23 protein-coding genes are annotated in these 26,162 nt (G+C 69.3%); 16 read left to right on the top strand and 7 right to left on the bottom strand.

Annotation, left to right across the window (positions count from 1 at the left end; all coding sequences use genetic code 11):
* Positions 1-18 precede the first annotated feature (18 nt).
* The 7 genes from AC3ENQ_RS09280 (at position 19) to AC3ENQ_RS09250 (ending at position 10,507) form a co-directional block, all read left to right on the top strand.
* A complete protein-coding gene (locus tag AC3ENQ_RS09280) occupies positions 19-1,719 on the top strand; it encodes a long-chain-fatty-acid--CoA ligase (protein ID WP_431803906.1) in 1,701 nt (566 codons plus the stop codon).
* Between the two features lie 2 nt (positions 1,720-1,721).
* On the top strand, positions 1,722-2,618 hold the full coding sequence (locus AC3ENQ_RS09275) for a polysaccharide deacetylase family protein (RefSeq protein WP_431803905.1): 897 nt from the start codon (positions 1,722-1,724) through the stop codon (positions 2,616-2,618).
* 106 nt (positions 2,619-2,724) lie between these two features.
* Positions 2,725-6,195, top strand: coding sequence for a DNA polymerase III subunit alpha (dnaE, locus tag AC3ENQ_RS09270; protein WP_431804291.1), 3,471 nt, complete (start codon positions 2,725-2,727; stop codon positions 6,193-6,195).
* Between the two features lie 67 nt (positions 6,196-6,262).
* Positions 6,263-7,612: a hypothetical protein gene (locus AC3ENQ_RS09265; protein WP_431803903.1), complete on the top strand. Its 1,350-nt coding sequence runs from the start codon at positions 6,263-6,265 to the stop codon at positions 7,610-7,612.
* 30 nt (positions 7,613-7,642) lie between these two features.
* Positions 7,643-9,001 carry a histidinol dehydrogenase gene (gene hisD, locus AC3ENQ_RS09260; protein ID WP_431803901.1) on the top strand — a complete coding sequence of 453 codons (1,359 nt, stop codon included), beginning with the start codon at positions 7,643-7,645 and terminating at the stop codon, positions 8,999-9,001.
* A gap of 4 nt (positions 9,002-9,005) precedes the next feature.
* Positions 9,006-9,470 (top strand): transcriptional regulator NrdR, encoded by a 465-nt coding sequence (gene nrdR / locus AC3ENQ_RS09255; RefSeq protein ID WP_431803899.1) that lies wholly within the window; start codon positions 9,006-9,008, stop codon positions 9,468-9,470.
* Entirely contained in the window at positions 9,470-10,507 is a 1,038-nt protein-coding gene (locus tag AC3ENQ_RS09250; protein WP_431803897.1) for a quinone-dependent dihydroorotate dehydrogenase, read from the top strand. The genes nrdR and AC3ENQ_RS09250 overlap by 1 nt, the downstream gene beginning before the upstream one ends.
* 217 nt (positions 10,508-10,724) lie before the next feature.
* On the opposite strand, the gene AC3ENQ_RS09245 is transcribed toward AC3ENQ_RS09250, so the two are convergent.
* Entirely contained in the window at positions 10,725-11,285 is a 561-nt protein-coding gene (locus tag AC3ENQ_RS09245) for a DUF3043 domain-containing protein (RefSeq protein WP_431803895.1), read from the bottom strand.
* Between the two features lie 86 nt (positions 11,286-11,371).
* On the opposite strand from AC3ENQ_RS09245, the gene AC3ENQ_RS09240 reads away from it, so the two are divergent.
* From AC3ENQ_RS09240 to AC3ENQ_RS09215, 6 genes are all read left to right on the top strand, one after another.
* The gene (locus AC3ENQ_RS09240) at positions 11,372-12,763 is read left to right on the top strand and encodes a dipeptidase (protein ID WP_431803893.1); all 1,392 of its coding nucleotides are present in this window, start codon (positions 11,372-11,374) and stop codon (positions 12,761-12,763) included.
* Between the two features lie 131 nt (positions 12,764-12,894).
* On the top strand, positions 12,895-13,272 hold the full coding sequence (locus AC3ENQ_RS09235; protein ID WP_431803891.1) for a HesB/IscA family protein: 378 nt from the start codon (positions 12,895-12,897) through the stop codon (positions 13,270-13,272).
* 135 nt (positions 13,273-13,407) lie between these two features.
* On the top strand, positions 13,408-14,304 hold the full coding sequence (ctaC, locus tag AC3ENQ_RS09230) for an aa3-type cytochrome oxidase subunit II (protein WP_431803889.1): 897 nt from the start codon (positions 13,408-13,410) through the stop codon (positions 14,302-14,304).
* The gene (gene ctaD, locus AC3ENQ_RS09225) at positions 14,304-16,067 is read left to right on the top strand and encodes an aa3-type cytochrome oxidase subunit I (RefSeq protein ID WP_431803887.1); all 1,764 of its coding nucleotides are present in this window, start codon (positions 14,304-14,306) and stop codon (positions 16,065-16,067) included. The genes ctaC and ctaD overlap by 1 nt, the downstream gene beginning before the upstream one ends.
* Entirely contained in the window at positions 16,068-16,505 is a 438-nt protein-coding gene (locus AC3ENQ_RS09220; protein ID WP_431803885.1) for a cytochrome c oxidase subunit 4, read from the top strand. It begins immediately after the preceding gene.
* A 23-nt stretch (positions 16,506-16,528) separates the two neighbouring features.
* The gene (locus AC3ENQ_RS09215; RefSeq protein ID WP_431803883.1) at positions 16,529-17,320 is read left to right on the top strand and encodes a PP2C family protein-serine/threonine phosphatase; all 792 of its coding nucleotides are present in this window, start codon (positions 16,529-16,531) and stop codon (positions 17,318-17,320) included.
* 41 nt (positions 17,321-17,361) lie between these two features.
* On the opposite strand, the gene AC3ENQ_RS09210 is transcribed toward AC3ENQ_RS09215, so the two are convergent.
* The 5 genes from AC3ENQ_RS09210 to ctaE all read right to left on the bottom strand — a co-directional run bounded on the left by AC3ENQ_RS09210 (position 17,362) and on the right by ctaE (position 22,244).
* Positions 17,362-17,826 (bottom strand): rhodanese-like domain-containing protein, encoded by a 465-nt coding sequence (locus AC3ENQ_RS09210; RefSeq protein ID WP_431803881.1) that lies wholly within the window; start codon positions 17,824-17,826, stop codon positions 17,362-17,364.
* 78 nt (positions 17,827-17,904) lie between these two features.
* Positions 17,905-19,650, bottom strand: a complete 1,746-nt coding sequence (gene qcrB, locus AC3ENQ_RS09205) for a cytochrome bc1 complex cytochrome b subunit (RefSeq protein ID WP_431803879.1) — start codon at positions 19,648-19,650, stop codon at positions 17,905-17,907.
* A complete protein-coding gene (gene qcrA, locus AC3ENQ_RS09200; protein ID WP_431803877.1) occupies positions 19,647-20,726 on the bottom strand; it encodes a cytochrome bc1 complex Rieske iron-sulfur subunit in 1,080 nt (359 codons plus the stop codon). Before qcrA ends, qcrB begins: the two co-directional genes overlap by 4 nt.
* Before the next feature lie 52 nt (positions 20,727-20,778).
* Entirely contained in the window at positions 20,779-21,579 is an 801-nt protein-coding gene (qcrC, locus tag AC3ENQ_RS09195) for a cytochrome bc1 complex diheme cytochrome c subunit (RefSeq protein ID WP_431803875.1), read from the bottom strand.
* Between the two features lie 20 nt (positions 21,580-21,599).
* Entirely contained in the window at positions 21,600-22,244 is a 645-nt protein-coding gene (gene ctaE / locus AC3ENQ_RS09190; protein ID WP_431803873.1) for an aa3-type cytochrome oxidase subunit III, read from the bottom strand.
* A 133-nt stretch (positions 22,245-22,377) separates the two neighbouring features.
* Between ctaE and trpD the strand changes: the two genes are divergently transcribed.
* The 3 genes from trpD to AC3ENQ_RS09175 all read left to right on the top strand — a co-directional run bounded on the left by trpD (position 22,378) and on the right by AC3ENQ_RS09175 (position 25,112).
* A complete protein-coding gene (gene trpD, locus AC3ENQ_RS09185) occupies positions 22,378-23,454 on the top strand; it encodes an anthranilate phosphoribosyltransferase (RefSeq protein WP_431803871.1) in 1,077 nt (358 codons plus the stop codon).
* A 119-nt stretch (positions 23,455-23,573) separates the two neighbouring features.
* Positions 23,574-24,068 (top strand): aromatic ring-opening dioxygenase LigA, encoded by a 495-nt coding sequence (locus tag AC3ENQ_RS09180; RefSeq protein WP_431803869.1) that lies wholly within the window; start codon positions 23,574-23,576, stop codon positions 24,066-24,068.
* Between the two features lie 51 nt (positions 24,069-24,119).
* The gene (locus tag AC3ENQ_RS09175) at positions 24,120-25,112 is read left to right on the top strand and encodes a PHP domain-containing protein (protein WP_431803867.1); all 993 of its coding nucleotides are present in this window, start codon (positions 24,120-24,122) and stop codon (positions 25,110-25,112) included.
* 21 nt (positions 25,113-25,133) lie between these two features.
* Here AC3ENQ_RS09175 and AC3ENQ_RS09170 read toward each other — a convergent pair whose 3' ends face one another.
* Positions 25,134-26,051 (bottom strand): 5'-3' exonuclease, encoded by a 918-nt coding sequence (locus AC3ENQ_RS09170; RefSeq protein WP_431803865.1) that lies wholly within the window; start codon positions 26,049-26,051, stop codon positions 25,134-25,136.
* Positions 26,052-26,162: the final 111 nt, after the last annotated feature.

Here is a 26,162-nt window from a genome sequence, read left to right as displayed (position 1 = left end):
GGGCTCTACGCTGGGGGAGTGAACTCCCTCGAGACCCGCCCCTGGCTCGCCGCCTATGCCGACGGTGTCCCGCACGAGATCGAGCCGGTCACCCAGACCCTCGTCGACATGCTCGACGACGCGGTCGCGCGCTATCCGCGCCGGCCCGCCCTCGAGTTCTTCGGCGCCGAGACGAGCTATCGCGAGCTCGGCGAGCAGGTGGCCCGCGCGGCGGGCGGCCTGCGTCGCATGGGGGTGCGGCCCGGCGACCGGGTCGCCCTCATCATGCCCAATGCTCCCCAGCACGTCGTCGCCTTCTACGCCGCGCAGCGTCTCGGCGCGGTCGTCGTCGAGCACAACCCCCGGTACACCCCGCCGGAGCTGCGGCACCTGTTCGAGGTCCACCACGCCAAGGTTGCGATCGTGTGGGATGCCGTCGCCGACACCGTCGCGGAGTTCCCCTCCGACATCCGACCCGCCCACATCGTGTCGGTGACGCTTCCCGACGCGATGCCGTGGCGCATGCGGGCGCTTCTGCGCCTTCCGGTGAAGGCCGCGCGGGAGAAGCGTGCCGCGCTCACGCAGCGACCCCGCGCGAAGGGGATCGTCGAGTGGAAGCGCTTCGTCGGCGGCCGCCGCGTCGCGAAGGCGGCGCCCCGGCCCACGCTCGACGAGACCGCCGTCCTGCAGTTCACGAGTGGGACGACGGGCCGGCCGAAGGCGGCGATCCTGAGCCACCGGAACCTGCGGTCGAACGCGGCCCAGTCGGTCGCGTGGGTGCCCGACCTCGCCCTCGGCCGCGAGGTCTTCTACGGCGTGCTCCCGCTCTTCCACGCCTACGGCCTCACCCTCTGCACGACGACGGCACTGTCGATCGGAGCGCGCATCGTGCTCTTTCCGACCTTCGACGTCTCCCTGACGATCACTGCGATCAAGCGCACGCCGCCGACCTTCCTCCCCGCCGTCCCGCCGATCTACGACGCCCTCGCCCGCGCCACGAAGCGCGCCGGCGTCGATCTCTCGAGCCTCCGCAACGCGATCTCCGGGGCGATGGCGCTGCCGGCATCCACCGTCATCCGCTGGGAGGAGGCGACCGGCGGCATCCTCGTCGAGGGGTACGGCATGACCGAGTCGTCACCGATCAGCGTCGGTAACCCCATGGGCCCGCGCCGGCGCACCGGGACGGTCGGTGTACCCTTCCCGAGCACCGAGATCCGCGTCGTCGACCCCGACGACCCGAGCGTCGACGTGCCGATCGGCGAGCCCGGCGAGCTTCTGGTCCGCGGTCCCCAGGTCTTCCAGGGCTACTGGAACCAGCCCGACGAGACGGCACGGACCCTCATCGACGGCGGCTGGCTGCGCACGGGTGACATCGTCACCGCGGATGCCGAGGGCTTCGTCACCGTCGTCGACCGGCTGAAGGAACTCATCATCACCGGCGGGTTCAACATCAGCCCGAGTGAGGTCGAGGACGTTCTGCTCCTGCATCCCGATATCGTCGACGCGGCCGTCGTCGGCCTTCCGCGACCCGACGGGGGAGAGGTTGTCGCGGCGGAGGTCGTCCTCCGCGACGGCTCCGAGCTCGACGCCGACGCGATCCGCGAGTGGGCACGCGGGCGTCTCACCGCGTACAAGGTGCCGAAGACGATCGTCGCAGTCGACGAGCTTCCCCGATCGCTCATCGGCAAGGTGCAGCGGCGCGAAGTCCGCGAGGACCTCCTGCGCCGTCGCGACGCCTGACGGTGGGTCTCTCCCGCCGCGCCGCCCTCGGCGCGCTCGCCCTCGCGTCCCTCGGCATGGTCACCGCGTGCGCCACCGAGGCGGCACGCGCCGCACCGTCGTCGGCGCCGCGGCCGACGCGCACGCCGCCGCCGTCACCGACGCCTTCCCCGACACCGACGCCTTCACCGACACCGACACCGACGCCCACGCCCACGATCGATCCCGGCGCCATCGCCGCGCGCTTCGCCGACAGCGTCCCCACGGCGTGGGGACTCGATCTCCCGGGGGTGCGCGGGACGCTCCGGACACAGCCGGCCGCACCGGCGGTCGCCCTCACGTTCGACGGGTGCGGCGGGCGCGGCGGGTCGGGCGTCGACCAGCGCCTGCTCGACATCCTCCGTGCGGAGCAGGCGCCGGCGACCCTCTTCCTCAACGCCCGCTGGGTCGAGGCCAACTCGCAGCTCGCCGCCGAGCTCGCCGCCGACCCGCTCTTCGTCATCGGGAATCACGGGACGCGGCACGTGCCGCTGTCGGTCACGGGCCGTGACGCGTACGGCATTCCCGGCACGGCGTCCGCCGCCGAAGCCGTCGACGAGGTGTGGGGCAATCAGACGGTCCTGACCGGGCTCGTCGGCGCGCCACCCCGCTTCTTCCGCCCCGGCACGGCGTTCTACGACGACGTCGGCGTCCAGATCGCGCTCGCGCTCGGCGCTGAGCCCATCGGCTTCGCGGTCAACGGGGACGGCGGTGCGACTTTCTCCGCGGCGACCGTGCGCCGCGAGGTCGGATCGGCCGCCCCCGGCTCGATCGTCATCGCGCATCTCAACCAGCCGGGGAGCGGAACCGCGGACGGCATCGCGGGCGCGATCGCCGACCTCCGCGCCCGCGGCATCGGGTTCGTGCACGTCGACGCCTGACCGCGCGTCACCCGGCCCGCCACGCCGCCGTGTCGGAAGCCTCTCGTAGACTCGTGGGGTGGCATCCGACTCCTTCGTTCACCTGCATGTGCACAGCGAGTACTCGATGCTCGACGGTGCCGCCAAGATCGGCGCGATGACGCAGGCGGCCGCCGAGTACGGGATGCCGGCGATCGCGGTCACCGACCACGGCAACACGTTCGCGGCGTTCGAGTTCTACAACGCGGCGAAGGCCGCCGGGGTCAAGCCGATCATCGGGCTCGAGGCCTACGTCACCCCCGGCACGCACCGGAGCGACAAGTCCCGTGTCGCATGGGGCTCGCCCGAGCAGAAGAGCGACGACGTGTCCGGCTCGGGCGCCTACACCCACATGACGATGTGGAGCGAGACGACACCAGGCATGCACAACCTCTTCCGGTTGAGCTCGCTCTCCAGCATGGAGGGGTACTACTTCAAGCCCCGCATGGACCGCGAGCTCCTGCAGACCTACGGCAAGGGGCTGATCGCCACGACCGGATGCCCCTCCGGCGAGGTCCAGACCCGCTTGCGCCTCGGCCAGTACGACGCCGCGCGCGCCGCCGCGGCCGAGTTCCAGGACATCTTCGGCAAGGACAACTACTTCGCCGAGATCATGGACCACGGGCTCTCGATCGAGCGCCGCGTGATGACCGACCTCATCCGGATCGCGAAGGACCTCGGCATCCCGCTCGTCGCCACGAACGACTCGCACTACACCCATCAGCATGAGGCCGACGCGCACGAGGCGCTGCTGTGCGTGCAGTCCGGGTCCACCCTTGACGACCCGAACCGCTTCAAGTTCGACGGCGACGGGTACTACATCAAGACCGCCGCCGAGATGCGCCAGCTCTTCCGCGAACACCCCGACGCGTGCGACAACACGCTCCTGATCGCCGAGCGTTGCGCGGTCGAGTTCGACACCGCCGCGAACTACATGCCCCGCTTCCCCGTGCCCGACGGCGAGACCGAGGACAGCTGGCTCATCAAGGAGGTCGAGAAGGGCCTCCACTACCGCTACCCGGGCGGCATCCCCGACAAGGTGCGCGCGCAGGCGGAGTACGAGACCGGCATCATCTTGCAGATGGGCTTCCCCGGCTACTTCCTCGTCGTCGCCGACTTCATCAACTGGGCGAAGGACAACGGCATCCGCGTCGGCCCCGGTCGCGGCTCCGGCGCCGGCTCCATGGTCGCCTACGCGATGAAGATCACCGACCTCGACCCGCTCGAGCACGGACTCATCTTCGAGCGGTTCCTGAACCCCGACCGTGTCTCGATGCCCGACTTCGACGTCGACTTCGACGACCGACGTCGCGGCGAGGTCATCGACTACGTCACGGAGAAGTACGGGTCCGAGCGGGTTGCGCAGATCGTGACCTACGGCACGATCAAGTCCAAGCAGGCGCTGAAGGATGCCGGGCGCGTGCTCGGGTTCCCGTTCAGCATGGGGGAGCGGCTCACCAAGGCCATGCCGCCCGCCGTCATGGGCAAGGACATGGAGCTCGGGGGCATGTTCGACCCCGAGCACAAGCGCTACAAGGAGGCGAGCGAGTTCCGCGCGGTCGTCGAGAGCGATCCCGACGCGAAGACCGTCTTCGACCGCGCGCTCGGCCTCGAGGGCCTGAAGCGCCAGTGGGGCGTGCACGCGGCGGGCGTCATCATGTCGAGCGAGCCGCTGCTCGACATCATCCCGATCATGCGCCGCGAGCAGGACGGCCAGATCGTCACGCAGTTCGACTACCCGTCGTGCGAGGCGCTCGGCCTCATCAAGATGGACTTCCTGGGGCTGCGGAACCTCACGATCATCTCCGACGCGCTCGAGAACATCCGCATGAACAGGGGCGAGGAGCTCGACCTCGAGCACCTCGCGCTCGACGACCGCGGCGCCTACGACCTGCTGACCCGGGGCGACACGCTCGGGGTCTTCCAGCTCGACGGCGGCCCGATGCGGTCGCTCCTGCGTCTCATGAAGCCCGACAACTTCGAGGACATCTCCGCCGTCATCGCGCTGTACCGCCCCGGCCCGATGGGTGCGAATTCGCACACCAACTACGCGCTGCGCAAGAACGGGCTCCAGCCGATCACCCCGATCCACCCCGAGCTCGAAGAGCCGCTGCGCGACATCCTCGACACGACCTACGGCCTGATCATCTACCAGGAGCAGGTCATGGCGATCGCGCAGAAGGTCGCCGGGTTCTCGCTCGGTCAGGCCGACATCCTGCGCCGCGCAATGGGCAAGAAGAAGAAGTCCGAGCTCGACAAGCAGTACGAGGGGTTCTCGGGCGGCATGGCCGAGCGCGGGTTCGGCCCGGGTGCCATCCAGGCGCTCTGGGACATCCTGCTGCCCTTCTCGGACTACGCGTTCAACAAGGCGCACTCGGCCGCCTACGGGCTCGTCTCGTACTGGACGGCGTATCTCAAGGCGCACTACCCGGCCGAGTACATGGCCGCCCTCCTCACGAGTGTCGGCGACTCGAAGGACAAGATGGCGGTCTACCTCAACGAGTGCCGCCGGATGGGCATCCGCGTGCTGCCGCCCGACGTCAGCGAGTCGATCCGCTACTTCGCGGCCGTCGGCGAGGACATCCGCTTCGGTCTGGGCGCCGTCCGCAACGTCGGCGCGAACGTCGTCGACGGCATCGTGCAGGCGCGTTCCGAGGGTCCGTACACCTCTTTCCACCACTTCCTCGACACCGTGCCGATTCACGTCGCGAACAAGCGCACCGTCGAGTCGCTCATCAAGGCGGGCGCGTTCGACGGTATGGGCGACACGCGGCGGGCGCTGCTGGAGATCCACGAGGATGCCGTCGAAGCCGCGACGAGCCGCAAGCGCAACGAGGCGCAGGGGGCGATCGGATTCGACTTCGACAGCCTCTACGACGCCGTCGAGGAGGCCGTTCCGGCGAAGGTCCCGCCGCGGCCGGAGTGGACGAAGAAGGACAAGCTCGCCTTCGAGCGCGAGATGCTCGGCCTGTACGTCTCGGACCACCCGCTCGCCGGCCTCGAGATCCCGCTCGCCAAGCACGCGTCGACCTCGATCCACGACCTTCTCGCCGACGAGAACGTCTCCGACGGCGACGTCGTCACGGTCGCCGGTCTCGTCACCAGCGTGCAGCATCGCGTCGCGAAGCAGAGCGGGAACCCCTACGGCATGATCACCGTCGAGGACTTCGACGGCGAGGTGACCGTCATGTTCATGGGCAAGACCTACACCGAATTCCAGTCGATGCTGGTCGCCGACTCGATCCTCGTCGTCCGCGGTCGTGTGTCGCGGCGTGACGACGGGCTGAACCTGCACGGACAGTCCGCCTTCGCGCCCGATCTCGGGGCCGCGCTCGCCTCCGGGCCGCTCGTGCTGCTCATGCCCGAGCATCGCGCGACCGAGTCGACCGTCGGCGAGCTGGCGCGGGTGTTCGACAGGCATCCGGGCAGCACCGAGGTCACTCTGAAACTCCACAAGGGGGGCACGGCGAAGGTGTTCGAGGTGCCGGCGCGCGTCGACATCTCCGTCGACCTCTACGGCGAACTCAAAGGTCTGCTCGGGCCGCAGTGCTTGGGGTGACCAGGCGGTGACCGGGCGCCGTGTGGGTAAGCTCGGAGGCGACACCCCCGTCGTGGAAGGATCCATCGTGACCGACGAGAAGAACGCTCCCCAGCCCTCCGACACCGGGGCGGAGGCACCGGTGGACGACACGATCGTCTCGGTCGAGGAGACGCACGTGCGCACCGAAGACGCCGGTGTTCCGCCCGTCGCCGACCCGATCGGGCAGGTCGGTCCGGCGGTCATGGTCGACGCCGCGCCCGACCCCGATGTCCGGTACGGCACGTTCGCCGAGGCGTTCGAGGCGATCACGGACGGACCGGATGCCGTCGACGAGGCCGCCCCGCCGCAGTACGGCATCGGCCCGTTCTCCGTCCGCGAGGTCGCCCTCGGCGGCGTCTGGCTCGTCGCGTTCGTCGTCTCGTTCTTCCCCGTCTACACCTCCATCGGCGGGTCGGTGTGGGGGACCGGCATCGACTGGGTCCTGACGATCGGTGTGCCGACCATCGCCGTCTTCCTTCTCGCGCTCCGGAGGCTCTCCCCGCAGGGCATCCGCCGTGTCGGTTCGCTCGGTGTCGACCAGTTCGCCTCGGTCGCCTTCTCGGTCGCGGCGCTCATCTGGCTGGGCATCCTGTGGACCTCGTTCGTCTCGCTCATCGAGATGAGGGTGTTCGTGGCCTCCTGGGTGGTCTGGGTCGAGTTCATCGCGATGCTCGCCGGCGTGCTGCTCACCGTCTTCGCGCCGCTGTTCCCCGTGATCGGCGAAGACTTCCGGCACCGCACTCCCGTCCCCGCGCACCGCGTCGCGAGCCCCGCCCGGCCCGTCGTCGCCAAGCCGCGGGCACCGCGCCCGGCGCCGAATCAGGCCGCGCCGCAGGGATACGCTCCCCACGGGCAGGCGCCGCAGGGCTACGCTCCCGAGGGGTACGCCCCGCAGGGGTATGCCGGACCGGGTTACCCGCCGCAAGGCCCCGCGACGCAGCCGTACGCACCGCAGGAGTATGCGCCTGAAGGCCAGACGCCGACGGGTCAGCCCACCGAGGCATTCGCCCCGTTCCCGACGCAGGAGTCGGCGTTCGCCCCCGCGCCGGCCGACTCCGAGCAGGTCGTCTTCGTGGATCCCGTCGTCGCCGCGGACCCCTCGGTGAGCGTCGAGACGTACGCGCCCGAGACGGAGGCCGAGGTCGCTCGCGAGGCCGAGATCACTCCCGAAGTCGAGGCGACCGTCGCCTCTGCGACGCCGCCCGCGTCGCAGGCGTTCTGGGCGCTCGCCCCGGAGGAGCGACCCGTCATCGACGCGTCCGGATCGACGATCTTCACGATCGGTCCGACGGCGTGGGCGCTCGTCATCGAAGACCGCGGGGATGTCTTCGTCGTTCGCCACGAGGACGGCCGCATCGGGTTCCTGACCGACGTCTCCGGCGTCATGCGCGGCTGAGGCCGCAACGTGCTCCGATAGCCTGGACGCATGCTCCGCACCATCGATCTGCGCGGTCGTGACCTGTCCACGGCGACACTGCTCGCGACCGTCCCCCGGGCGGGCGCCGAGCGCGCCGAGGCCGTCACGGCAGCCGCCGATCTCGTCGCCGACGTCCGCGACCGCGGTGAAGAGGCCCTGCGCGAGCAGGCCGAGCGTTTCGACCGCGTCACCGGGCACGCCGTGCGGGTGCCGGCCGAACACCTCGACGAGGCGATCGCGAGGCTCGACGCCGCGGTGCGTGCCGCGCTCGACGAGGCGATCCGGCGCGTGCGGCTCGTGTCGGCCGCTCAGGTACCCCCGCGGCTGGTGACCGAGATCGGCCCCGGCGCGACCGTCGAGCAGCGCTGGCAGCCGGTGCGCCGGGCCGGCGTGTACGTACCCGGCGGCAAGGCCGTCTACCCGTCGAGCGTCGTGATGAACGTCGTGCCCGCGCAGGTCGCGGGTGTCGGCGAGGTCGCGATCGCCTCGCCCGCGCAGGCCGAGTTCGACGGCCGCGTGCACCCCGACATCCTCGCCGCGGCGGGGCTCCTCGGCGTCACCGAGGTCTACGCGATGGGCGGTGCCGGAGCCATCGGTGCGTACGCGTATGGGGTCGAGAGCGTCGGCCTCGAGCCGGTCGACGTCGTCACCGGCCCCGGAAACAACTTCGTCGCCGCCGCCAAGCGCGCCGTCGCCGGCGTCGTCGGCACCGACGCGGAGGCGGGGGCGACCGAGATCCTCATCGTCGCCGACGACGACGCCGACCCGGCGCTCATCGCCGTCGACCTCATCAGCCAGGCCGAGCACGACGAACAGGCATCCGCCGTGCTCGTCACCTGGTCGGAGAGGCTCGCCGACGAGGTGCGCGCTGCGGTCGATGCCCGTGTCGACGCGACCCGCAACGGCGTTCGCGCCCGCACCGCGCTCAGCGGCCCGCAGTCGGCGATCGTCCTCGTCGACGATCGCTCCGTCGCGACGGACGTCAGCAACGCCTACGCCCCCGAGCACCTCGAGCTGCACCTTGCCGACCCGCGGCCTGAGGAGTTCGTCAACGCCGGCGCCGTCTTCGTCGGGCCGTACGCTCCCGTGAGCCTCGGCGACTATCTCGCCGGGAGCAACCACGTCCTCCCCACGGGCGGCCAGGCGCGTTACGCGTCGGGCCTGTCCGCCTCGACGTTCCTCCGCCCCCAGCAGGTGATCACGTACGACCGCGCCGCGCTCCGCGACGCGATGGATGACATCGTCGCTCTCGCGGATGCCGAGTTCCTCCCCGCCCACGGCGAAGCGGTCGCCGCGCGCTTCGCCGACGCGTCCTCCGCTGTGACACCCTCCGCTGATTCACCCTCCGCCGATCCACTCGAGGCCTGAGCACATGCACTGCCCGTTCTGCCGTCACCCCGATTCCCGCGTCATCGACTCGCGTACGAGCGACGACGGGCTGAGCATCCGCCGCCGGCGGCAGTGCCCCGAATGCGGCGGTCGATTCTCGACGATCGAGACGGCGAGCCTCAACGTCATCAAGCGCTCCGGCGTGATCGAGCCGTTCAGCCGCGAGAAGGTCATGTCGGGCGTCCGCAAGGCCTGCCAGGGCCGACCCGTCACCGAAGCCGACCTCGCCGTCCTGGCGCAGGCGGTCGAGGAGGCGGTGCGGCAGACCGGAGCCTCGCAGATCGACACGAACGAGATCGGCCTCGCGATCCTCGGGCCGCTCCGCGAGCTCGACGAGGTCGCCTACCTCCGGTTCGCGAGCGTGTACCAAGCCTTCGATTCGCTCGAGGACTTCGAGGCATCCATCTCTCAGCTGCGCGCCGACCACGCCGTCCGCGGAGCCGAGTGATGTATCCCTTCATCTTCCGCACCTTCTTCGCGCGGATGGATCCTGAGCGGGCACACCATCTCGTCGTCCCGGTCATCCGGGCTTTCGGGATCTGGCCGCTCGCCCCGATCATGCGTGCGTTCACGAAGCCCGACACGTCACTGCGGACCACGGCGCTCGGTCTCGAGTTCGATTCGCCGTTCGGTGTCGCGGCGGGCTTCGACAAGAACGCCGTGATGAGCGAGGGCCTCCACTCCCTCGGGTTCGGACACGTCGAGGTCGGCACGGTCACCGCGATCCCGCAGGACGGCAACCCGAAGCCGCGGCTCTTCCGCCTGATCGAAGACCGCGCGCTCATCAACCGGATGGGCTTCAACAACGCCGGCGCCGCCGCCGCCGCGCGCCGACTCGTGCGGTCGCGCCGCCGTCCGCGTCGCGCGGTTCTGGGTGCGAACATCGGCAAGAGCCGGGTCGTCGACGTCGACGACGCCACCGCGGACTACGTCACGAGCACGCGCCAGGTCGCCCCCGCCGCCGACTACCTCGTCGTGAACGTGTCGTCGCCGAACACGCCCGGGCTCCGCGGCCTCCAGGCCGTCGAGACGCTCCGGCCGCTGCTCGAAGCGGTGCGGGATGCCGCGGTGCGGACGCCTCTGCTGGTGAAGATCGCGCCCGACCTCCCCGACGACGAGATCGAGGCGATCGCCCGCCTCGCTGTCGACATGGGGCTTGCGGGGCTCATCGCGACGAACACGACGATCTCGCGCGAGGGGCTCCGCACCGATCCCGCGCGCGTGGAGGCGACGGGCGCCGGGGGATTGTCCGGCGCACCGCTCGCCGCTCGGGCGCTCGACGTCCTGCGCGTGGTCCGTGCGGTCGTTCCGGAGGAGTTCTGCGTGATCTCCGCCGGGGGAGTGGAGACCGCCGCCGACGTGCAGGAGCGGCTGGATGCCGGGGCCACCCTCGTCCAGGGCTATACCGGGTTCATCTATCTCGGCCCGCTGTGGGCGCGTCAGATCAACCGCGGCCTCGTGCGGCTGCGTCGCGCGGCGCGCTGATCGGCGCGCGCTCCGCGCCGGCGGGCAGTCGCGGATCCCCGGAGCCGCCGCGCATCTGCGGAGATCCACGGTTTTTCGGAGATGTGACGCAGAAAACGTCCGGAGAACGCGCGATCTCCGAAGATCGGGCGCGGCTCGCCGGGGGTCAGGCGCGGCTCGCGGGGGTCGGGCGCGGCTCGCCGGGGGTCAGGCGCGGCTCGCGGGGGTCGGGCGCGGCTCAGGCGGGGTGCTGCCCGCGCTTGACCTGCGGCTTGGGCAGACGCATGAAGCGCATCTGCACCGAACGCATCGCCGCGTACCATCCGAGGCCCTTCTCGGTGCGGTCGCCCCACTTCTCCTTCGCCGCCTTCTTCACGCGGTGGCTCGTGATGATCATGTCGCCGATGACGAAGAGGATGTAGATCCACAGGCCGACGAAGGCGTAGAACTGGATCGCCGCGTTCTGCACGAGCGTCACGAGGATGACGAGCAGCATGAGCGGCATGAGCAGCTCGCCCGCGTGCCATCCGGCATCCACGAAGTCACGCGCGAACTTGCGCTGGGGGCCCTTGTCGCGCACCGGCAGGTATTTCTCTTCGCCGTTCGCCATGCCGATGCGGGCCTTCTCGCGCTGCGAGGCGAGGTCGGCCTTCGCGCGCTGGCGTGCTTCCTTCGTGTCCGCAACGAGGGGTCGCTTGCGCGCCGCCTCCTGCTCGGCGCGCGACGGCGTCGGGCGGTGCTTGCCCGGCCCGGAGGGCGCGTCGGGGGCGGTTTCGGGGGCGGGAGGGGTCTTGGCCACGATGGTCCTCGATGCTGGATGACGGATCGGCTGCGGTATCGACGGCGGCGTCGGCCGCGCGGAGCGCTCCTCCTAAGATTACCCGCATGACCTCCGTCCCGTCCCGTCCCGCCTCCGTCCGCGAAGCCGCCCTGGCTGCCGTCCCCGCCGCCCTGGCCGATCTGGGACGCCTGGTGCGCATCCCGTCCATCGCATTCCCCGGGTTCGACCGGTCGGAGGTCGAGCGTTCCGCGACGGCCGTTCAGGGACTCCTCGACGACCTCGGCATCTTCGATCGCGTCGAGGTGAAGACGGCGGTCATTCCCGAGACGGGCGTCGAGGGGATGCCGGCGGTGCTCGCGACCCGTGCCGCCCGCGGCGGCAAGCCGACGATCCTTCTCTACGCCCACCACGATGTGCAGCCGGTCGGCGACGAGTCGCTGTGGGAGTCGGCGCCCTTCGAGCCTACGGTGCGCGACGGGCGTCTGTATGGGCGGGGAGCCGCGGACGACAAGGCGGGGGTCATGGCGCACGTCGGCGCGCTCCGCGCCCTGGTCGAGGCGCTGGGCCCCGACTTCGATCTCGGCGTGAACCTCTTCATCGAGGGGGAGGAGGAAGCGGGCTCCGCCTCGTTCGCGGCCTTCCTGCACGAGAACGCCGACGCGCTGCGCGCCGACGTCATCGTCGTCGCCGACTCGGGCAACTGGGACGCGGCGACTCCTGCGCTGACCGTCTCCCTCCGCGGCAACGCGCGATTCACCCTGCGCGTGAAGACGCTCGAGCACGCGTCGCACTCGGGCATGTTCGGAGGAGCGGTGCCCGATGCCATGCTCGCCACGGTGAAGCTCTTGTCGACGCTCTGGGACGACGACGGCGCCGTGGCGGTCGCGGGGCTCACCGAGCGGGATGCCGCGACCCCCGAGTACTCGGAGGACACCCTGCGCGACGAGGCGGGGCTCCCCGCCGGCGTCAGCCCGATCGGGCGAGGCACGATCCTCAGTCGTATCTGGAACAAGCCGTCGATCACGATCACCGGCATCGACGCGCCGAGCGTTCGGAACGCCTCCAACACGCTCTCGCCGGAGGTGTCCGTCGTGATCAGCATGCGCGTCGCGCCCGGTCAGGACGCGCGGGAGGCGTACGAGGCCATCGAGACCCACCTGCGCGCTCACGCGCCCTTCGGCGCCGAGCTGACCTTCACGGACGTCGACTGCGGCAATCCCTTCCTCGTCGACACGAGCGGCAGCGCCGTGGCCCACGCGCGCACCGCGCTCGCGGAGGGTTACGGCGTCGAGCCGATCGACATCGGCGTCGGCGGGTCGATCCCCTTCATCGCCGACCTCGTGCGCGAGTTCCCCGGTGCCGAGATCCTCGTGACCGGTGTCGAAGACCCGCACGCGCGCGCCCACAGCCCGAACGAGTCGCTGCACCTCGAGACCTTCCGCCACGCCCTCGTCTCCGAGGCGCTGCTGCTGGAGCGCCTCGACCGCGGCGAGTGAAGCGACCACGGCACGTGACGCGACCGCGGCGAGAGAGCGGCGCCGGCGGCATCCGGCCCCCGTGCGAGTCGAGCGCGTAGAATCGAGGCATCCAGCCGGCTCATACCGGCCCGAGCTTCGGGGAGAGTGCCATGACCGACACCACCATCACGACCGCCACCACCGACGACACCGCGGACAAGGCGCACGGCGTGGGCCTCACCGGCGCCGCCGCCGCCAAGGTGAAGAGCCTCCTCGAGCAGGAGGGCCGCGACGACCTGCGCCTACGCGTCGCCGTGCAGCCCGGTGGCTGCTCGGGGCTCATCTACCAGCTCTACTTCGACGAGCGTTTCCTCGACGGCGACCAGGCCGTCGCCTTCGACGGCGTCGAGGTCATCGTCGACGATATGTCGGTGCCGTACCTCGACGGCGCGATGATCGACTTCAAGGACACGATCTCCGAGCAGGGTTTCACGATCGACAACCCGAACGCCGCCGGCAGCTGCGCCTGTGGCGACAGCTTCCACTGAGGGTTTCCTTCCCGCTGATCACGCCGCAAAAAGTGCCGTGCTGACCCCGGACATCCTGGGCGCATGGCCTGAATCGCGTGGGAGGTTGCCCTAGACTGAACGGTGTTCGACCTTCATGACCCCGAAAGGTGCACCGTGCGCGTCACACGCCGCCTCCGCTGGGCCGTCATCCCGCTCGGGATCGCCACGGCGATCGCCCTCGCGGGCTGCACGCCCAGCCAGCTGAACGGCTTCCTCCCGGGCTTCACCGAAGACGGTACCCAGGCCACGAACCACACCCAGATGATTTCGGGGCTGTGGGTCAACTCGTGGATCGTGTTGCTCGTCGTCGGTGTCATCACCTGGGCCCTCATGGGTTGGGCCGCCATCGCGTATCGTCGCCGCAAGGGCCAGACGGGCCTGCCGGTGCAGCTGCGCTACAACATGCCGGTCGAGATCTTCTACACGATCGTCCCGCTCATCCTCGTCATCGGCTTCTTCGCCTTCACGGCGCGCGACCAGGCGATCATTGAGACGCAGTACGAAGAGCCGGATGTCTGCATCACGGCGATCGGCAAGCAGTGGGCCTGGGACTTCCAGTACGCCGAGCAGGACTGCGAGGACTCGGACGACGCGGTCTGGACCATGGGCGTCCAGGCGCAGGCCGATGACCGCGGTGACATCACGAGCGAGCTGCCGACGCTGTACCTGCCCGTGAACGAGAAGGTGAAAATCAAGCTCACCTCGCGTGACGTCATCCACTCGTTCTGGATCATCGACTTCCTGTACAAGAAGGACATGTACATCGGGCGCGACAACTACATGTCGTTCGAGCCCACCCGAGTCGGAGAGTACGACGGCAAGTGCGCCGAGCTCTGCGGCGAGTACCACTCGATGATGCTCTTCAAGGTGAAGGTCGTCGAGCGGGAGGAATACGACGCCTACCTCGAGAGTCTGCGCGAGGCCGGCCAGGCCGGTGACATCAACGACGCCTACGACCGCCTGCAGAACCTGCCGGGCACGGGCGCCTCCGAGTCCGAGGGAGACAACTGATGGCCACGACGCTCGAGCTCCAGAGCGGCGCTCCCCACCGTCCCACCACCCTTCCGCCGCGCCAGGCAGCTCTCATGAGCTCGTCGCGCGTCGACCAGAAGGGCAACATCATCGTCAAGTGGATCACCTCCACCGACCACAAGACGATCGGGTACATGTACCTCATCGCCTCGGTGCTGTTCTTCCTGCTGGGCGGCGTGATGGCCCTCATCATCCGTGCCGAGCTCTTCGAGCCCGGAATGCAGATCCTTCCCACGAAGGAGCAGTACAACCAGCTGTTCACGATGCACGGCACGATCATGCTGCTGATGTTCGCGACGCCGCTGTTCGCCGGGTTCGCCAACGCGATCCTCCCGCTGCAGATCGGCGCTCCCGACGTCGCGTTCCCGCGGCTGAACGCTTTCGCGCTGTGGCTGTTCATCTTCGGCTCGCTCATCGCCGTCGCCGGCTTCCTCACCCCGCAGGGTGCGGCCGCGTTCGGATGGTTCGCCTATCAGCCGCTGGCCGGTGCGAGCTTCTCGCCCGGTGCGGGTGGAAACCTCTGGATGCTCGGCCTGGGCATGAGCGGTTTCGGAACGATCCTCGGCGCCGTGAACTTCATCACGACGATCCTCACGATGCGCGCGCCCGGCATGACGATGTGGCGCATGCCGATCTTCTCGTGGAACACGCTCGTCACGAGCATCCTGATCCTGATGGCGTTCCCCGTGCTCGCCGCCGCGATCCTCGCCGCCGCCGCCGACCGCGTGCTCGGCGCCCACATCTACGACCCGGCCAACGGCGGAGTGCTCCTCTGGCAGCACCTCTTCTGGTTCTTCGGGCACCCCGAGGTGTACATCATCGCGCTGCCGTTCTTCGGCATCGTCTCGGAGATCTTCCCGGTCTTCAGCCGCAAGCCGATCTTCGGATACAAGACGCTCGTCTACGCGACGATCGCGATCGCGGCCCTGTCCGTCTCGGTCTGGGCGCACCACATGTACGTGACGGGAGCGGTGCTCCTGCCGTTCTTCGCCCTGATGACGATGCTGATCGCGGTGCCGACGGGTGTGAAGATCTTCAACTGGATCGGCACGATGTGGCGAGGGTCGATCACCTTCGAGACGCCGATGGTGTTCTCGCTCGGCTTCCTCGTCTCGTTCGTCTTCGGTGGCCTCACCGGCGTCATCCTCGCCTCGCCGCCGCTCGACTTCCACCTCTCCGACTCGTACTTCGTCGTCGCACACTTCCACTACGTCGTCTTCGGCACGGTCGTGTTCGCGATGTTCGCCGGCTTCTACTTCTGGTGGCCGAAGTGGACGGGGCGCATGCTCAACGAGCGTCTCGGTATGGTGCACTTCTGGTTGCTGTTCATCGGCTTCCACATGACCTTCCTCGTCCAGCACTGGCTCGGCGTCGAGGGCATGGTCCGCCGCTACGCCGACTACTCGGCGGCCGACGGCTTCACGTGGCAGAACCAGCTCTCCACGGTCGGTGCCATGATCCTCGGCGCCTCGATGATCCCGTTCTTCCTGAACGTCTGGATCACCGCGCGCAAGGCGCCCAAGGTCACCGTCAACGACCCGTGGGGCTACGGCGGCTCGCTCGAGTGGGCGACCAGCTGCCCGCCGCCCCGCCACAACTTCACGTCGATCCCGCGCATCCGCAGCGAGCGCCCGGCGTTCGACCTCAACCACCCCGAGGCCGCCGTGCCCGTCGGTGTGGGGCCGGCGAAGGACGCGCCCGATGCTCCTGTCGTCGATGTCGCGGACGGAGAGGTCAAGTAAGTGAAGACCAACATCAACCTCTGGTGGATTCTCGCCGGGTTCTTCTTCCTGTGCTTCGCCCTCTATACGGGGTGGAACATCATCGAGCACTCGAACCTCCCGTGGTACAACGCCATCGAGTGGGTCGGCAGCGTCGTACTGCTGTTCACGGTTTTCATGGCCGCCATGATCGGGTTCTACGTCGACCGTGTGTACCGCTCCCAGAAGGGTGTGGATCTGCCGGAGGACTCGCTGACCGCCGACATCGACGACGGCGACCCCGAGATCGGTGAGTTCAGCCCCTGGTCCTGGTGGCCGCTCGTGCTCGCGTTCTCCGCTGCGCTCGGCATCCTCGGCCTTGCCGTCGGGCAGTTCCTCCTTCCCATCGGTCTGGGCGTCTTCGCCGTCGCGATCGTGGGCTGGGTCTACGAGTACTACCGCGGGTACTTCGCGCGCTGACCGGGTGGCTTCCGCTCGTGCCGATGTCGCTGCGAGCCGGTGTCTGCAGTGACATCGGCGGCTATCGCGAAGTGAACCAGGATGCCGCATTCACGGCATCCTGGGGAGCAGGCGTCGCCGACGGCGTCGGCGGCGGCCCAGCGGGTGACCTCGCGTCCGCAGCACTCGTCCACCGCCTCATCTCCGGCGGTCCGCGCGTCGCCGATGCGACCGCGCTCCGAGACCGCGTCCGCGAGGCGAACTGGGACATCGGAGCGCACGTGCGGCGCGATCCCGCGCTGTCGGGTATGGCGACGACCTTCACCGCGATCTGGATCACCGTCGACGGTCGACTGCTCGTCGCCCACACGGGCGACTCGCGTGCGTATGTGCGGCGTGGGGCGGCGCTGCTGCGTCAGACCCGCGACGACTCGTACGTGCAACTCCTCGTGGAGCGGGGCATGGTGCGCGCCGAAGACGCGATGACCCACCCGCGACGGAACATCATCACCGCATCGCTCCGGGGTGACGAGACCGACGCCGCCGGCGTCACCGAGCGCGAGTTGACGCTCGGCGATCGGTGGCTCGTCTGCAGCGACGGCGTGAGCGACTATCTGCCCGACGACGAGATCGCCGCTCTCCTCGATGCCGAGCTCGACCCGCACGCCGCCGCCGCGCTCGTCGTCGACGCGGCTCTCGAGGCGGGCTCCCGCGACAACGTGACCGCGGTGGTCGCCGATGTCGTCCCCGGAGCTCCCGGCGCCGAGCGCCCGGTGCTGGCGGGAGCTGCGGCGCTGAGGTTCACCGAAGAGCTCGACGACCTCGTCGCAGGCTGATCGCTGTCGTTGCGCGGGCGGTCTCCGGAGCGCGGCGGGTCTCAGGCGCGTAGGCGGCTTCGGTCCCGGACGGGCATGACGAGCGGGTCGAAGACGCGGGGGAGAGTGCCGGACGCGCTGTCCACCGGCATCCCCTCGCGCGCCCAGTACTCGTAGCCGCCGATCATCTCGCGGACCTCGTAGCCCAGCCGGGCGAAAGCCAGGGCGCCGCGCGCTCCGCCGTTGCAACCCGGGCTCCAGCAATAGACGACGACGGGGAGTGATGGGTCGATCTCGGCCGCGCCGCGCTCGGCGATCTCGCGGTGCGGCAGGTGGATCGCACCCGGGATGTGGCCCTGATCCCAGGCATCCTGCGCGCGGACGTCCACCAGGGTGAATCTCGCGCCCTCCTGGAGCGCCGCGTACACGTCGGAGGGGTCGGTCTCACAGGCGAGCTTCGCAACGAAGAAGGCAGCGCGCTTCTCGGGGGAGACGGGCTGCGGGGGAGCGGGGGCTCGGTCGTTCATGAGATCGACCGTACGGGAACGACGAAGCGGCGGGGACGTCCTTTCGGACAGTCCCCGCCGCTTTCCGGACAGGCTGCGTCAGTGCGCGTCGTCCTCGTTCCGTGAGCTGCGCTCGGTGCGACCCTCGATCTCCGCGGCCTCGCCGGCGGCGATCTCCTCGTGCTCGTGGTGCGAGTGCGCAAGCGCCGCGTCGACCTCGGTCTGCGTGACAGGGGCGAGGCGATCCTCGAAGAACCAGCGCGACAGCGATGCGCGGAAGTTCTCGTGCCACGGGATGCGCCCCTTGTCGTTCGGGCGCACGACGAGCGGCTCGTAGGTCTCGTAATCGACGAGCTTCACTCGCTCGTAGGCGTCGACGGGCTGGTGGACCTCGATGAACTCGCCGCCCGGGAGGCGGACGATGCGACCCGACTCGAATCCGTGGAGCGCGATCTCGCGGTCCTTCTTCTGCAGCGCGATCGCGATGCGCTTGGCGACGAAGTAGCCCAGGATCGGTCCGATGATCAGCAGCGCCTGCAGCGCGTGGATCACGCCTTCCATCGTCAGGTGGAAGTGCGTGGCGATGATGTCCGAGGAGGCGGCTGCCCACAGCACGGCGTAGAAGATCACGCCGGCCACGCCGATCGCGGTGCGGGTCGGAGCCTGGCGCGGGCGCTGGGCGAGGTGGTGCTCACGCTTGTCGCCGGTGACCCAGGCCTCGATGAAGGGGTAGATCAGCACCAGCACGATGAAGATGCCGATGACGATGAGCGGGATCAGGATGTTGAACGACCACGTGCGGTCCCACAGCACGAACTCCAGGTGCGGCGGCACGAGGCGCAGCGCACCGTCGGCGAAGCCGATGTACCAGTCGGGCTGGGTACCGGCGGAGACGGGGGAGGGGTCGTACGGACCGTAGTTCCAGATCGGGTTGATCGTGAACAGCGAGGCGATGAGGACGATCACGCCGAAGGTGATGAAGAAGAAGCCGCCCATCTTCGACATGTAGACCGGCATCATCGGGTAGCCCACGACGTTGTCGTTCGAGCGGCCGGGACCGGCGAACTGCGTGTGCTTGTTGACGATCATCAGCATGAGGTGCACGACGAGCAGCGCCACGAGGATCGCCGGCAGCAGCAGGATGTGCAGCGTGTACAGGCGCCCCACGATCTGGGTGCCGGGGAACTCGCCGCCGAAGAGGAGGAACGACGTCCAGGTTCCGATCAGGGGGATGCCCTTGATCATGCCGTCGATGATGCGCAGGCCGTTGCCCGACAGCAGGTCGTCGGGAAGCGAGTATCCCGTGAAGCCCTCGGCCATCGCGAGGATGAAGAGGATGAAGCCGATGACCCAGTTGAGCTCGCGCGGCTTGCGGAAGGCGCCGGTGAAGAAGACGCGCAGCATGTGCACGCCGATACCGGCGACGAACACGAGCGCAGCCCAGTGGTGGATCTGGCGGACCAGTAGCCCGCCTCGGATGTCGAACGAGATGCGGAGGGCCGAGTCGAGCGCTGCCGACATCTCCACGCCGCGCAGCGGCAGGAACGAGCCGGCGTAGTGCGTCTCGACCATGGATGCCTGGAAGAAGAACGTCAGGAACGTACCCGAGAGCAGGACGACGACGAGGCTCCACATGGCGATCTCGCCGAGCATGAACGACCAGTGGTCGGGGAAGATCTTGCGTCCGAGCTCCTTGACGAGGCCCGAGATGCTCGTGCGCTCGTCGAGGTAGTTCGCCGCTCCCGCGACGAACCGGCCGCCGAGCGGCTTCTCGGTGCCGGCCTTCTCATCGGTGGTGGATGCGCTGGTCCCCGTGGGGGTCTCAGTGGCGGTCGCGGTGCTCAATGGCGCTCCCAGAAGCTCGGGCCGACGGGTTCGTGGAAGTCGCTCTGCGCGATGAGGTAGCCCTCGTCGTCCACGGTGATGGGCAGCTGCGGCAGCGGGCGCGCAGCGGGGCCGAAGATGACGGCCGCGGAGCGCGACACGTCGAACTGCGACTGGTGGCAGGGGCACAGTAGGTGGTGCGTCTGCTGCTCGTACAGGGCCACGGGGCATCCGACATGGGTGCAGACCTTGGAGTACGCGACGATGCCGTTGTACGCCCAGTCGAGGTTGTTGGACTCCGCGGGCAGCTGCTCGGGGAGCAGACGCATGAGCAGGACGATGGCCTTCGCCTTCTCCTCGAGGTAGCCGTCGTGGTGGCTGAGCGAGGCGAGCTCCTCAGGGATCACGTGCACGGCCGAGCCGAGGGTGAGGTCGGCGGCGCGGATCGGCTCGCCGCTCGGGTCGTGCGCGAGGCGCATGCCCTTCTTCCACATGGTGTGGCTGAGGAGCGCGACAGGGTCACCCGCGATCGGGTTCGCCTTGCTGTTGTGCGGAGCGAGGCCGCGGAACAGCGTGATCCCGGGGAGGATTGAGGCGACGAGGGCGGCGATGAGCGACCCGCGGATCGCGGTGCGGCGCCCGAACCCCGACTCCTCGTTGGCGTCGCGGAAGGCCTGCACGGTTGCGGCGCGGGTGCTCTCGCTACCGCGCGTCGAGTGGCGGGGCTCGGTGAACTCCTTGTCGCTCATGACGGCCTTGGACCAGTGAATGGCGCCGATGCCGATGGCGAGCATCGCGAGGGCGATGCCGAGACCGATGAAGAGGTTGTTGTGGCGGATGTCGATGACCCGGCCGCTCTCGATCGGGAACAGCATGTAGGCAGCTACCGCCCAGATGCTCCCCGCGACGGAGAGGTAGAAGAGGGTGTAGACCGTCCGGACCGCGCGGCGCATGGCGGCGGGATCCTTGTCGGTGATGCGCTCCCGGTGCGGGGGAAGCCCGGGGTTCCGCACCGGGTCGCTGACGGCGACCGCGAGCCCGGAGGAGGGCTCGTGTGCGGCCCTCTCGTGCTCGAGCGCGTCTTCCTCGTGTGCCATTGTGCGTCCGTTCCGTACGTCTGTCAGTGCGTGATGTCTGCGGGGTGCTCGGTCAGTTCGACTTCGCCGTGATCCACACCGTGAGGCCGATCAGGCTGCCGATGCCGAAGATCCAGATGAAGAGGCCCTCCGAGACCGGGCCGAGCGAGCCGAGCGAGAATCCGCCGGGCGACTCGTTCTCCTGGAGGTAGACGAGCGCGGAGATGATGTCGCGCTTCTCATCCTCGGTGAGGGTCATGTTGTTGAAGACCGGCATGTTCTGCGGGCCCGTGACCATCGCTGCGTACATGTGCAGCGGGCTCGTGCTGGTGAGCGCCGGGGCGTACTTGCCCTCGGTGAGCGCGCCACCGGCGGCGGCGACGTTGTGGCACATGGCGCAGTTGATGCGGAACAGCTCGGCGCCGTTGGCGACGTCGCCCTGGCCGTCGAGGATGTGCTCGTCGGGATACGTCGGCCCCGGCGACGTCGACTGCACCCACGCGGCGATCGCCTTGATCTGGTCCTCGGTGAACTGCACGGGCTTCTGCGGCGCCTGCGGTCCCTGCATCTGCAGCGGCATGCGGCCGGTCGACATCTGGAACTCGACCGCGAGCTCGCCAACGCCGTAGAGCGACGGGCCTTCCGCCGTGCCCTCCATGTTCAGGCCGTGGCAGGTCGCGCAGTTCGCCTGGAACAGCTTCTTGCCGTCGTCGACGGTGAGAGTGGATGCCGTCGATTCGGGCTCGGAGGCGGCCATCGCGGCGGAGGCTCCGGCGTAGATGCCGCCGGTGACGAGCAGGCCGATGCCGATCAGGGCGGCGGCGGCCCACTTGCTGCGGCGACCGGTCTTCTGGCGCGGGGTCTTCGAGGACATAAGGGGAGTCGGCTCCGCTCTCACTTGACGACGTAGATGACGAAGAACAGGGCGACCCAGACGACGTCGACGAAGTGCCAGTAGTACGACACGACGATCGCGGACGTCATCTCCTTTCGGCCGAAGTTCTTGACCGCGAAAGCGCGGCCGATGACGAGGAGGAAGGCGATCAGGCCGCCGGTCACGTGCAGGGCGTGGAAACCGGTGGTGAGGTAGAACGCCGAGGCGTAGGAGTTGGCGCTGATCGGGAGGCCCTCGGCGACGAGCGTGGCGTACTCCCACACCTGACCGGAGACGAACACCGCGCCCATGATGAACGACAGGAAGAACCACTCGACCATGCCCCATTTGCGGAGGTTCCAGAACGATCCGGTGCGGTATGGCTGGAAGCGCTCGGCGGCGAGCACGCCGAACTGGGCGGTGAACGACGAGAGCACGAGGATGACGGTGTTGACCGCGGCGAAGGGCACGTTCAGCAGCTCGGTGCTCTCGGCCCACAGTCCCGGCGATGCGTTGCGCAGGGTGAAGTAGATCGCGAACAGGCCGGCGAAGAACATGACCTCGCTGCCGAGCCACACGATGGTGCCGACGGCGACCGGATCCGGTCGCTTCACGGATCGCAAGGCCTCGGAATAGTTGGCAGGAGTGGTCGTCACGTTCCCCATTATGGCTGATTCGGCGACGGGTTTTCGCATCCCTGAAGGTCTATCTCGTGCGAACCGGAGTTTCGGGACCCCTCGGAAGGCGCTTCGAGCGGCCCGCGAGTGTTCTGACAGTCTGCCGATAGGATCGGACGTCATGGCGGAGCTCTATTCCTGGCCCGAGATCCTCACGGCCGTTCTCGATCGTCGCGACCTCAGCGTGTCGGAATCGACCTGGGCGATGCGTCAGGTGATGGAGGGTCGGGCGACGCCCTCGCAGCTCGGCGGGTTCCTGCTGGCCCTGCGCGCGAAGGGCGAGACGGTCGATGAGATCGTCGGGTTCCGTGACGCGATCCTCGAGGCCGCGCTGCCCCTCCCTGTGCCGGCTGACGTGCTCGACATCGTCGGCACCGGGGGCGATCGGTTCGGCACCGTCAACGTCTCGACGATGTCGGCGATCGTGGCGGCGGCGACCGGCGTGCCGGTCGTGAAGCACGGCAACAGAGCCGCGAGTTCGGCATCCGGATCCTCGGATGTCCTCGGTGCGCTCGGCGTCGATCTGACGCTCCCGCCCGAGCGTGTCGCGGAGGTCCTCGCCGAGGCCGGCATCACGTTCGCGTTCGCCTCCGCCTTCCACCCCGGGTTCCGCCACGCGGGTCCGACGCGGTCGGAGCTGGGCGTTCCCACGGTCTTCAACTTCCTGGGCCCGCTCTGCAACCCCGCGCGCGCCGAGGCGAACGCCGTCGGGGTCGCGAGCCTCGACCGCGTTCCCCTTATCACCGGCGTCTTCCAGACCCGCGGCGCGACCGCCCTCGTCTTCCGCGGCGACGACGGCCTCGACGAACTCACGACCACCGGTCACAGCCGACTCTGGGAGGTCAGCCGCGGTGACGTGCACGAGCACGACCTCGACCCGCGCGACCTCGGCATCCCGCGCGCGGATATCGACGACCTCCTCGGCGGCGACGCCGCGCACAACGCGCAGGTCGTCCACCGCGTGCTCGACGGCGAGAAGGGGGCGGTCCGCGACATCGTGCTGCTGAACGCTGCGGCGGGCATCGTCGCGTACGAACTGTTCCAGGATGCCGCTCAGGTGCAGTTCCCGATCGTCGAGCGACTGGGCGCTGCGCGCGATCGCGCGGCGGAGGCGATCGATTCGGGAGCTGCCGCGGGGGTGCTCGAGCGGTGGGTCGCGGCGACGCGTGCCGGGCGCTCGGCGAACGACGTGGCCTGACCACAGCGGTCGAGTCGGGAGTTTCTCCGGGGCAAGGCCTGGCGGGGCAGTGAGGGCCGGCGATACCGTGAGTCCCAACGACCCGGCATCCCCCGGAGCGCCGAGAGAGGAACGCCCTCATGTCCGAAGAAGTCCTGACCACCGCCGACACGCTCGAGCCGCCGCAGAAGAAGGTCGGCATCGTCAAATTCGCCGCCGTCATCGGCATCCTCGGCGGCATCGTGCTCATCATCGTGGGCATCGTCGTCTGGATCATGGTCTCCACCCAGCTGCGAGCCGAGAACATCACCGTGCCCAACGACGCGATGGCGTTCCAGGGGCAGACGGTCGCGGGGCCCTTCACCGCGTACGTGCAGGCGGACATCATCCAGCACCACGCCCTCGAGGCCTCCGGAGGCAAGACGTACGCCGAGCTCGCGCAGGACGACCCGGTGCGCCAGGTCATGATGAACGCGTCGTTCCTCCGGGCGTCGTTGTTCACCTCCGTCGTCTCGTTCGGCGTCGCCGCGTTCGCGATCGGAGTCGGCATCCTGTCGCTGTTCTTCGGGTTCGCCTTGAACCGGTTGGCGCAGGTGCCGGTGATCGTGCGCCGGTCGGTGATCACGAAGGCGTGAGGTTCCGCGGCGGGCTCGGGGAGGTCCCCGGGTCCGCTCCGCGTTCCGACCATGGACCCCGTCGACGCCCTCACCGAGATCGCGAGCCTGCTCGAGCGCGAGCGGGCGTCGCGCTACCGGTCGAAGGCGTTCCGCACGGCGGCATCCGTCGTCGCGGGTCTCACGCCCGCAGAAGTGGCGGATGCCGCGTCACTCCGACGCCGTCCGGGGATCGGCGACTCCTCCTTCGCCGTCATCCAGCAGGCACTCGATGGGCGTGTCCCCGACTACCTCGCCGAGCTGCGCGCGCGGTACGCGCCATCGCACTCGACCCTGCGTGCGGCGCTGCGCGGTGACCTGCACTGCCACACGGACTGGTCCGACGGCACGACGCCGATCGCGGATATGGTCGCCGCCGCCCGCGCGCTCGGGCACGAGTACCTCGCACTCACCGATCACTCGCCGCGCCTGCGCGTCGCGAAGGGACTGTCGGCCGACCGTCTGCGCGAGCAGATGGCGCTCCTCGCGGCGTTCTCGGACGACGGGTTCACGTTGCTGAGCGGCATCGAGGTCGACATCCTCGACGACGGAGCGCTCGATCAGGACCGCGACCTGCTGGGCGAACTGGGCATCGTGGTGGCCTCGGCGCACTCGAAGCTGCGGATGGAGCGGGGTCCGATGACCCGTCGTCTCGTCGCAGCCGCGTCGGACCCGCTGGTGGACGTGCTCGGGCATGTGACGGGAAGGCTGATCGCGGGGGAGCGCGGCACGCGGCCGCCCTCGCAATTCGATGCGCGCGCTGTGTTCGACGCGTGCGCGGCGCACGGCGTCGCCGTCGAGATCAACTCCCGGCCGGAGCGCGAGGACCCGCCGGATGAGCTGATCGCCGTCGCGCTGGAGGCGGGATGCCTGTTCTCGATCGACTCCGATGCGCACGCGCCGGGCCAGCTGGGTCTGCTGGACGAGGGCGCGGCGCGCGCGGAGCGGGCAGGCGTGCCCGCGGAGCGCGTCGTCAACACCTGGCCGCTGGAGCGACTGCAGGAGTGGACGGCGCGCGAACGGTGAGCGCGCGCGGGCGGCGCGTGCTCAGGCGCGCGCCGTGATCGCGGCGACGGCGCGCTGAAGGGGCGAGCCGAGGTTCCAGGCGGCGTCGACGGCGGCGATCGCCTCGGCATCCGGTTCGCGCAGACGGGCGTCGATGTCCGGGAGATCGAGGGTGCGCACCATCTCGACGACGGTGGGGGCGACGGCGAGGTAGTCGCCCGCGGCGAGGACCTTCGCGCGGACGCCGGCGGTCAGGCCGTCGCCGTTCTCGGCGGCCGCGCGGATGCCGGCGAGGTCGCCGTGCTTCTGGAGGAGCGTGGCCGCGGTCTTCTCGCCGATGCCCGCCACGCCGGGAAGACCGTCAGAGGCGTCACCGCGGAGCACGGCGAAATCGGCGTACTGGCGGGGGAGAACGCCGTACTTCGCGACGACGGCCGCGTCGTCGAGCACGTCGAGGTTGCTCATGCCGCGCCCGGTATAGATGACGCGAACGCCCGAGGCGTCGTCCACGAGTTGGAAGAGGTCGCGGTCGCCCGTCACGACGTCGACGGGGGTGGATGCCTGTGAGGCGAAGCTCGCGATGACGTCGTCGGCTTCGTGCTCCGCCGCTCCGACGATCGGCACGCCGAGGGCCGCGAGTTCGTTGCGGATGACCTCGATCTGCACCTCGAGTGGATCGGGGACGACCTCCACGTCGGGGCCGGCGGCCACCTCCTCAGCGACCCGGTGCGTCTTGTAGCTCGGGATGAGGTCGACGCGCCACTGCGGGCGCCAGTCGTCGTCCCAGCAGGCGATGAGGTGCGTCGGTTCGTAGGCGGTGACGAGCTTCGCAATCATGTCCAGCAGTCCGCGGGCCGCGTTGACCGGCCGCCCGTCGGGCGCCTTGACGGTGTCGGGCACGCCATAGAACGCGCGGAAGTAGAGGCTCGCGGTGTCGAGCAGCATGAGGCGGTCGGTCACGGACTCATCCTGACAGGTCGGCCCCGGTCAGCATCCGGGGGCGCGGGGGTTTTCGGTGCAGGTTTTGTCGACGAGGGCGGTGCGGGCTTCGACGATCTGGATGTTCATGGT

Source organism: Microbacterium sp. bgisy203, from assembly GCF_057706945.1.
The sequence above is the reverse complement of the archived record's forward strand: the minus strand, read 5'-3'. Positions and strand labels throughout refer to the sequence as shown.